At 61.4% G+C, this 8,775-nt stretch carries 7 protein-coding genes; 6 read left to right on the top strand and 1 reads right to left on the bottom strand.

Annotated features, from left to right (window positions below; all coding sequences use genetic code 11):
* The 3 genes from VMR39_RS28700 to VMR39_RS28690 all read left to right on the top strand — a co-directional run.
* A partial coding sequence (locus VMR39_RS28700) for a xanthine dehydrogenase family protein subunit M (RefSeq protein WP_325421660.1) occupies positions 1 to 1,000 on the top strand: 1,000 nt, incomplete at its 5' end.
* Entirely contained in the window at positions 997 to 3,315 is a 2,319-nt protein-coding gene (locus VMR39_RS28695; protein ID WP_325421658.1) for a xanthine dehydrogenase family protein molybdopterin-binding subunit, read from the top strand. The genes VMR39_RS28700 and VMR39_RS28695, both read left to right, overlap by 4 nt.
* A 121-nt stretch (positions 3,316 to 3,436) precedes the next feature.
* Positions 3,437 to 4,534: a metallophosphoesterase gene (locus VMR39_RS28690; RefSeq protein ID WP_325421656.1), complete on the top strand. Its 1,098-nt coding sequence runs from the start codon at positions 3,437 to 3,439 to the stop codon at positions 4,532 to 4,534.
* Between the two features lie 39 nt (positions 4,535 to 4,573).
* Here VMR39_RS28690 and VMR39_RS30605 read toward each other — a convergent pair whose 3' ends face one another.
* The gene (locus tag VMR39_RS30605; protein ID WP_414712614.1) at positions 4,574 to 4,879 is read right to left on the bottom strand and encodes a carbohydrate porin; all 306 of its coding nucleotides are present in this window, start codon (positions 4,877 to 4,879) and stop codon (positions 4,574 to 4,576) included.
* A 43-nt stretch (positions 4,880 to 4,922) separates the two neighbouring features.
* Here VMR39_RS30605 and VMR39_RS28685 point away from each other — a divergent pair, with 43 nt between their 5' ends.
* From VMR39_RS28685 to VMR39_RS28675, 3 genes are all read left to right on the top strand, one after another.
* Positions 4,923 to 5,873 carry an RNA polymerase sigma factor gene (locus VMR39_RS28685; RefSeq protein WP_325421654.1) on the top strand — a complete coding sequence of 317 codons (951 nt, stop codon included), beginning with the start codon at positions 4,923 to 4,925 and terminating at the stop codon, positions 5,871 to 5,873.
* A complete protein-coding gene (locus VMR39_RS28680) occupies positions 5,857 to 6,795 on the top strand; it encodes a FecR family protein (protein ID WP_325421652.1) in 939 nt (312 codons plus the stop codon). The genes VMR39_RS28685 and VMR39_RS28680 overlap by 17 nt, the downstream gene beginning before the upstream one ends.
* Positions 6,796 to 6,869: 74 nt before the next feature.
* Positions 6,870 to 8,775, top strand: a 1,906-nt coding sequence (locus VMR39_RS28675; RefSeq protein ID WP_325421650.1) for a TonB-dependent receptor, incomplete at its 3' end; no start/stop codon positions are given.

The following is an 8,775-nucleotide window of genomic DNA, read 5'->3' as shown; positions in this document are numbered from 1 at the left end:
GGGAGCATCGGCCATGAACCCTGTGACCTATGCCCGCGCAGCTTCGATCTCCGACGCCCTGCACATGGCGGGCGGAGACGGCGTCCGCCTGCTTGGCGGCGGTACCAATCTGATCGACTTGATGCGCAAGGGAGTGGACGCGCCTTTGCGGCTGGTCGACGTCACGGCCCTGTCGGACGGGGTAGGTCGCGCGGACGATGGCGGGTTGATCATCGGCGCGGCCGCGCGTAACAGCACGGTCGCGGCGCATCCTCTCGTGCGGTCCCATTATCCTATGTTGGCGCGCGCCATATTGGCCGGAGCATCGGCACAGGTCCGCAACATGGCGACCGTCGGCGGCAATGTGATGCAGCGGACGCGGTGCCTGTATTTCAACGATGTCGCCGGCTCGCGCTGCAACAAACGCTTGCCCGGCAGCGGGTGCGACGCCATCGGCGGATTCAACCGCTATCACGCCATATTGGGCGGCTCGGACGCGTGCATTGCCGCTCATCCATCTGACATGTGCGTCGCGCTCGCTGCCTTGGATGCTCAGGTCCATATTGCAGGTCCGGGGAGAGAACGCTCTGTCCCGCTCGTCGATTTCCATCGCCTGCCAGGTGAACGGCCCGATATTGAGACAGTGCTAGATCCCACAGAGATCATCGTTGCAGTCACGCTCCCGCCATCCCCTCTTGCTGGTCTTTCGGCCTACCGCAAGGTGCGTGACCGGGCGAGCTATGCCTTTGCCCTTGTTTCGGTCGCGGTTGGGCTGGCGATGCGCGAGGGCAGGGTCGAAGCCATCGGTGTGGCATTTGGCGGTATCGCGCCCAGGCCCTGGCGCGCGTCCCGGATCGAGGATGCGCTGCGCGGCGCAGTTTTTTCGTCGGAAGCCATAGAGAAGGCGTTCGAGGCGGAGTTCGCTGAGGCGACGCTGTCGCCCGGCAATGGTTTTAAGCGCGGACTGGCGAAGCGTACCCTGTCCGCCATGCTCGCCGAACTGGCCGGAGGCGTCCAATGACCAAGATCCAGAACGCCGTGATTGGCTCGGTCCGGACCGTCATTGGCTGGGTGCCCGCAGGCTGGCTGCCGGGCGGTTCGCCCGACCCGCTGATCGAACGCCGGGCCGCGATCGGCCGTCAGGCTTCGCGATTGGACGGAGCATCGAAGGTCGCGGGCCAGGCGCGCTTTGCTGCCGAAGTGGTGGTGGAGAATCTTTCCTATGCGGCGTTGGTGCATAGCCCGATTACCCAAGGTCTGATCACGCGGATGGACACTGGCGCAGCGGAGGCGGCGCCCGGCGTGATCCTGGTCGTGACGCACCGGAACATGCCGCGTCTTGGTACGTTGGCGCTGATCGGAATGAGCGACATGTCGGCTGTTGGGAACAGCGATCTGCCTATCCTGCAGGACGCGCAGGTCCATTATAACGGCCAGGTCGTCGCGGCCGTGATCGCAGAAACGCAGGAGCAGGCCGATTATGCCGCCACGCTGATCGTGATCGACTACGCAACCGAACCGGCAAAGACCGTCTTCGAACAGGCCAAGGCCGCCGCCCGGACGCCCGCATCCGTCCTGATCGAGAAGAACCATGTCACGGTCGGCGATGCCGAGCGCGAACTAACGCGGGCTGCCCATAAAGTCGACAATGTCTATCGGACTCCGCCGCAGAATCACAATGCCATCGAACTGCACACTGTCACCGCCGTGTGGGAAGACGATTACCTGCTGGTTCATGACACTACCCAGATGGTCGCGCCAAGCGCGATGGCGCTCGCAAAACTTTTCGGCCTGAAGAGGGAGCATGTGCGCGTTCTCTCGCCATTCGTTGGCGGCGGCTTCGGCGGGAAAGGCATGTGGGATCATCAGATCATTGCGGTCGCCGTGGCGCGAATGGTGGGACGCCCGGTGCGCCTGACGCTTAGCCGTGAGGGCGTCTACCGCATCGTCGGCGGCCGGACACCGTCTGAACAGCGCGTCGCCATTGGCGCGGATGCGGCTGGTAGGTTTACCGCGCTGATCCACAGCGGTTATTCGGTGATGCCGCCTTATGGTGCCTGTCCGGAACAATATACGCTCGGTTCGCGCTCGCTCTATAACGCGAAGAGTTTCGAATTCCTCCAGCGGCATGTTGATCTCGACATCGTGCCCAACACCTTCATGCGCGCTCCCGGCGAGGCGATCGGCACTTTCGCCGTCGAGAGCGCGGTCGATGAACTGGCGCATGCTATGGGCGTCGATCCTCTCGACCTGCGCATGGCCAATATCGCCGAGCGGCATCCAGTCTCTGGCGCGCCCTTTTCCCAGCATGCGCTGAAGCGGGCTTTTACCGACGGCGCCGAACGGTTTGGATGGAATCGGCGGTCGGCGGAGCCAGGTTCGCGGCGTCAGGGCGAATGGCGGATCGGCATGGGCTGCGCGGCGGGCAGCTTTCCCTACGCACGCATGCCGGGTGCCAATGTCCGGATCACGCTGCATGGCGACGGGTCGGCAACCATTGCCTGCTCCGCACAGGAAATGGGCATGGGCACAGCTACGGTTCAGGCGCAGCATGCTGCCGACCGACTTGGGCTTCCGCTGGCGGCGATCCGCTTCGAACTGGGCGATTCCGACCTGCCCGCAGCGCCCATGGCAGGGGGATCGTCGCAGACGGCTTCAGTCGCTGGAGCGATCATCGCCGCTGCGGAAAAGCTGACAGGCGAAATGCTGCGTCTGGCCGGCAATGCCAGCCCTGTCGCCGGTCTTCGCGCGGGCGAGGTCCGGCTTACCGATGGCGGCATCGCCTGCATCGCCGATCCGTCGCGACATGACAGTTTCAAGTCGATCCTTGCGAGGGCTGTGCAGGATGAATTGACTGTGACGGCAGCGGGCAGCATGCCGCTCGAAATGTTCAAATTCGCCATGCACAGCACTTCTGCCGTCTTTTGCGAACTGCGCGTCAGCGACGTGACCGGGGAAGTGCGTGTCGATCGGCTACTGGGTTCCTTCGATTGCGGCACGATCCTCAATCCCAAGACCGCAGCCAGCCAGTTCCGTGGCGGCATGATCATGGGCCTTGGCCTCGCCCTCACTGAGGAAACCTTGTTCGACGAGCGCAGCGGCAGGATCATGAATGCTTCGCTGGCCGACTATCACATCCCGACTCATCTGGACGTGCCGCAAATTGATGTGATGTGGACAGATATTCCCGATCCCCGTTCGCCGTTGGGTGCGCGGGGTATCGGGGAGATCGGCATCACCGGCGTTGGCGCTGCGGTGGCGAACGCGGTGTTCAATGCGACCGGCAAGCGGGTGCGCGACCTGCCGATAACATTGGACAAGTTGTTGCCGGATTGAAGCGCGGTATCCGCGCCTGCCTTTTCTTAATACGCCGCCCTGATGGTGCGGACGGCCTTCTCATGCGCCGACCCTCGTCGACGTCACCGGAGCAAATCCCATTTTCCACCTGATCTTCGCGTTGCCTTCCACCCTCGTCATCACGCGTTTCCTGTGGCCCCTGCCATGGCCGCTGGTGGCGAAGATCGTCATCGCGGTGCTGATGCTGGTCGCTTCGCAGTTCCAATATTGGAGCAAGCTGTCGTCCGGATCGATCTTCGCGCCGGAGTTCCCGCGCGCCATCGTCATCCTGTTCAACTGGGCGGGGGGCGCGATCCTGTTCCTCGCGGTGATGCAGTTGCTTGCCGATGTCGCCCTGACCGCGTTGTGGCTGGCGCCGGGGCGAACAGCACCGATGGCCGCCGAAATTCGCTATGCGATGGCTGCTATAGCCATAATCCTTGCCGGGGTCGGTGTTTACAATGCGACGCGGGTTCCATCGCTTAAGGATGTGAGGATCGAGATTTCAGGGCTTCCGCCGCAGTTTGAAGGCTATACACTGGTGCAACTGACTGACCTGCATATCAGCCGCCTGTTTGCGACCGCATGGACGTCAGCCGTCGTCGATCGCACAAACGCGCTCGACGTCGACCTGATCGTTATAACAGGCGACGTCATTGACGGCAGCCTTGCGATGCGCCGGGCGAATGTCGAGCCTTTGCGCGACCTGCGCGCGCGCGATGGCGTGTTCATGAGTCCGGGCAACCATGAATATTTCCTCGGTTATCAGGATTGGATACGGCATTTCGCTGAGATGGGCATGCACATCCTGGCCAATGACCATGTGGTTCTCCAGCGCCGGGGCGGCAGCTTGGTGCTCGCCGGCGTGACGGACAGTACGGCTCCGGCCACCGGGATGCCGCCGCCGGACCTAGCCGCCGCCTTGGCTGGCGCGCCGGTAGGCCCGCCCGTTATCCTGCTTGACCATCAGCCCGGCCCGGCACGGATGGCTGCGTCGCGCGGTGTCGCGCTTCAGCTGTCTGGCCACACCCATGGCGGCATGCTCCCTGGATTGGATCGCCTTGTGGCGATGGGAAATAGTGGCTTCGTGTCCGGACGTTATACGATCGACGGGATGACGCTATATGTGAACAATGGGACAGGCATTTGGCCTGGATTTGCAATGCGGCTGGGCCGTCCCGCCGAACTCACTCGGATTACGCTTCACAAGAAATTCTGACGGTCATGGTCGACGCTGGTCACCCTCGAGGGCGATCTTTCAAAAGCGATCATGTCTACACGTTGAGCGAGCGATTGGTTTTGACCAACAGTTGATGGAAACCGGACGGTCCGCCCCCAGAGATCGGAAAATCGCGTGCGAAAGGCGGCAAAGGGTAGCTATTTCGTTGAAGCAGACCGAATTATTCTGGAAGGTGCAATAGATATTAGACTCATTGAAATAGGTCAGTGGCGACACGCGCCCGCCCGAAATATTGAGCTTGCCGTCGAACAGATTCTGCTCGATCGCGAGCGCTGCGAGTTGCAGCCTTGTAGCGCGTCTGGAAGCTGATCGTATTGCCGGCATGATCTGCGGACAGCGATGTGTCCTTCGAGACATTCATCGAGACATGGAATTCAACAGATACCGGAAAAACCCGCTGATCATAGGGGATCCCCGGATCGCGGGAACGTTGATCACGGGACGGTTCGGACTCGGAGAGAGCGATGAGTTCATTCTCGCTCTGGAAAGCAGCTTCGACATCAAGGCTTTGGGAGGAGGCAACGGCTCAATCGTTCTAGTTCAATCGAATTGGCCCTTTACAGAATGTCCGCTGTGCGGATGTCGCATTTTACTGCGAAGTTCTGATTTGGGACGGGAATCAGATGAGCGGCATTGTTTCGAATGCCCGATGAGGCTGAGCAAGTCGGCACCTTTCCAAACTGTGATGAATAAAATGCTTCCACCGCGACGGAAAAGCCTCTTCCATGGCTCTTGGCAACGAGAGAGGAGAAAATTTACGGAACGCGACGCGCTTGCCAGATGGGTAGCGAGGGAAATTCTGCCCCATGAACGCGACCTGCGGAGTTGGTTGCGGCGGCGTGTGCTTGCGGCGGCCGATGTGGAGGATATCGTGCAGGAATGCTATTGCCGTTTGGCCCAACTGCCAGATGTCGCGCATGTTGCCGTGCCGCGCGCCTATCTTTTCACGGTGGCGCGACACATATTGCAACGACAGGTGGAGCGGGCCCGCGTGGTTCGCATAGAGACCGCGTCCGACATGTCCGGTTGGGAGGAGGAAGGCGATCTTCTAACTCCTGAGCGCTTCGCGCAGGGTCGCCAGGAACTGGCCAGGGTGCAGGCCGCGCTCGCCTTGCTGTCCGATCGCGCCCGCCGCATTTTCATCATGCGCAGGGTTGAGGGCCTGAGCCAGAAGATGATCGCCCAGACTCTGGGAGTCAGCGAAACCATTGTCGAGAATGAGGCAAGCCGCGGCTTGAGAGCCATTCTTCGCGAATTGACCGAGCCCGACCAGGAGCAGCCTTCGACGAGCGGAGGTGTTCATGCGCGAATATATTGACGAGGCAGCCGCAAGTTGGGCCATGCGCCATCCCTTGGATGCGCATCAGCAGGCCGCTCTCGACGCATGGCTCGCACAGGACAGGCTCCATGTCGGGGCGCTGCTGCGTGCGCAGGCCGCCTTGGTCCTGGTGGAGGAAACGCTTGTTGCCGACGCCGGGCCTGGGCACTGCTCCCATTGGACGCGGCGTCGATGGATGGCGGCCGGGCTCGGCGGCGCCATGGCTGCAACAATTGCTGGGATCGTCGGGTTTTCGCGTTGGACGGGCGAGCATATTGCGACCGAGCGCGGTGAAATCCGTCGCCTTCCGCTAGAGGATGGTTCGGTCGCAACGATCGACAGCGGTAGCGACCTGCGGGTCGCTCTCGACCAGGAAAGCCGACGTGTCACGCTGGAAAAGGGTCAGGCCTGGTTTCAGGTTGCAAAAGATCGTCGGCGTCCCTTTATCGTCGATGCGGGCATTGCGCAGGCAAGGGCGATCGGCACGGCCTTTTCCGTCAGCCGCACCGAAAATGGCGTCCAGATTGCCGTGACCGAGGGTGTCGTCGCGACCTGGGCGCGAAACGGGGCCGGAACGATGACCATCCTCAAGGCCGGGGATTTCGCGACCTTCGAACGTGGCGCTCTGGTCCCTGCCACCGGCAATGCGCCGCAGGCGATAGAGAGATCGCTTGCCTGGCGGGCCGGTGAAATTGCGCTTGAAGAGGATACGCTCGCTGATGCCATTGCCCGGTTCAATCGCTATAACAAGCAGCAATTGGTGCTGTCCGACCCAAGCCTTGCCAATGAGAAGCTGGTCGGCCTGTTCCGGATCGACAATCCGGCAGGTTTTGCGCGGAGCCTCGCCATTTCCCTCGATATTTCGGTAACGACGACCGCGGAGGAAATTCGCCTTTCGCGAAAAAAGATCGTGGGCAGCTGACGGAAATCCGACCCGCCCGTCTCTTGATAGTCGAGAGCGCACCAGAAAACAGGGCGCCAGACAGGGGAGGATGTATGAGAGCTTCGCGCGCCCATTTTCTTGCGGCTTCAACCAGCCTGGCCTGGTGCATCGCTTCGCCCGCGGAGGCGGCGGCCCAGGTCCGGCGATTCGATATCCCCGCGCAACCGGCTCGCACCGGTATTCCGCTCTTTGCCAGGCAGGCGGGCATAGAAATATTGGTGTCGGCGCCCACAGCCGAAGGCGTCACCATTTCCGGTGTCCAAGGGGCGATGGAGGTGTCGCAGGCGCTTCAGCGCCTGATTGCGGGCACGGATCTCGTCATGGTCAGGGTCGGCAGCGCAATCGTCCTCAAGCGGGGCAAATCCGATCCGACGCCGGCAGCCGCTTTCACCATGATGCCGGCTGGCGCGTCCGATCTACAGGAGAATGGAGCGGCAGGCGCAACAGCTGATGGCATCGTATCGGCGGACAACCAGGCAGCCCAGGACATCATCGTCACAGGCATTCGCGGGTCGTTGCAGCAGTCGATCAATGTGAAGCGTGGCGCCAGCAACATCGTCGATGTGATCACGGCGCAAGATATCGGCAAGCTTCCCGACCAGAATGTCGCCGAATCCATGAGTCGTATTACCGGCGTCCAGATCACCCGGCGCGAAGGCGACGGCTCCAATTTCACCGTCCGCGGCATTTCCCAGAACCGTCTGGAAATCAACGGCCGCACCTTCTTGGGCCCCGGTGCAGGAGGCAGCGCGTCGCTTGAATCGATCAGCCCGGAAATCATCGGCAGCATCGTCGTTTCGAAATCTCCGACCGCCGACATGCCCGAAGGGGCGCTCGGCGCCACCGTGAATCTCAAGACCAAGCGCCCGCTCGACCTTGACGATCTTGTCATCAGCGGTCGGCTGCAGGGGGCCTATACCGACCAGGCCGATCATCTGGGCTATCGGGGTTCGGCCCTCGTCTCGAAGAATTTCGACGATCGCTTCGGCATACTCGCCAGCATCGCCTATTCCAACACCCATACCCAGGGACAGTCCTTCGATTCCGGCGGCTGGACCCGTACCGACACCATCGACGGCGATGGTGATGGCGTCGACGACCTCGGCCTCTTCCGGCCCAATCGTTTCATGGCGCGCATCTATGATCGGCGGGAGCAGCGCCTGACGCTCAACAGTTCGCTCCAGTTTCGTCCTGCCGAAAATTGGGAGATCATTCTCGACGGCACCTATTCCCGGCTGAAACGGGAACGCAACAGCGCTAATTACCAGATCCTGTTCAACAATAATGACATTGATGCCGTCGCTGACGAGCATGGGACCGTCGTCAGCGGCACCTTCACCGGCGTGACGCTGCGGCCGCTCATCTATGACGAGCCGACCGAGTTCCGATCCACCAATCTCGGCTTCTCGACCAAATATGATGGTGATGTCGTGAAGATGTCGGCCGACGCTTCCTACAGCAAGGGCAAGGGTACGGATGGTGGCCCAGGTGCATCCTTCACCTATGTGGTGGTCCCGCGTGCCGGCAATGTCACCAATGCAAGCTATGATTTCTCGCGTGGCGGCCCGGTGCCCGACCTGTCGCTCGATACCAATTTCGACCGCAACGATCCGGCGCAATATCAGCTGGCATCGATTTTCGACGGCGACAACATCACCAACAATAGCGGCTATGACGGCCGTGTCGATTTTGACATCCGTACCGACTGGGGTTTGTTCAGTTCGATTCAGGTCGGATCGCGCTACGAGAAGATCAAATTCTATTCCGAATCGCCCCAGAGCGTACCCTCGGCGGCAAGCCTGCTGGCCGTCGGTGACAGGAATGGAGACGGCATCATCACCGTCGATGAAATGCCGGGGCTCAATTATGACAACAGTATGAGCAGCTTCTTTCCCGGCGCCTCGGGCGATTTCCCGCGCGACCTGCTGACCGGGACCGTGGACAAGGATGTCGCACGCG

Source organism: Sphingobium sp. (assembly GCF_035511395.1).
Lineage (GTDB): Bacteria > Pseudomonadota > Alphaproteobacteria > Sphingomonadales > Sphingomonadaceae > Sphingobium.
This window is presented reverse-complemented; position numbering and strand designations above follow the sequence as displayed.

Coding starts and splice junctions, on each gene's coding strand:
- VMR39_RS28695 (WP_325421658.1), top strand. CDS start 997: ATGACCAAGATCCAGAACGCCGTGATTGGCTCGGTCCGGACCGTCATT.
- VMR39_RS30605 (WP_414712614.1), bottom strand. CDS start 4,879: ATGCCGGCAATACGATCAGCTTCCAGACGCGCTACAAGGCTGCAACTC.
- VMR39_RS28685 (WP_325421654.1), top strand. CDS start 4,923: ATGGAATTCAACAGATACCGGAAAAACCCGCTGATCATAGGGGATCCC.
- VMR39_RS28680 (WP_325421652.1), top strand. CDS start 5,857: ATGCGCGAATATATTGACGAGGCAGCCGCAAGTTGGGCCATGCGCCAT.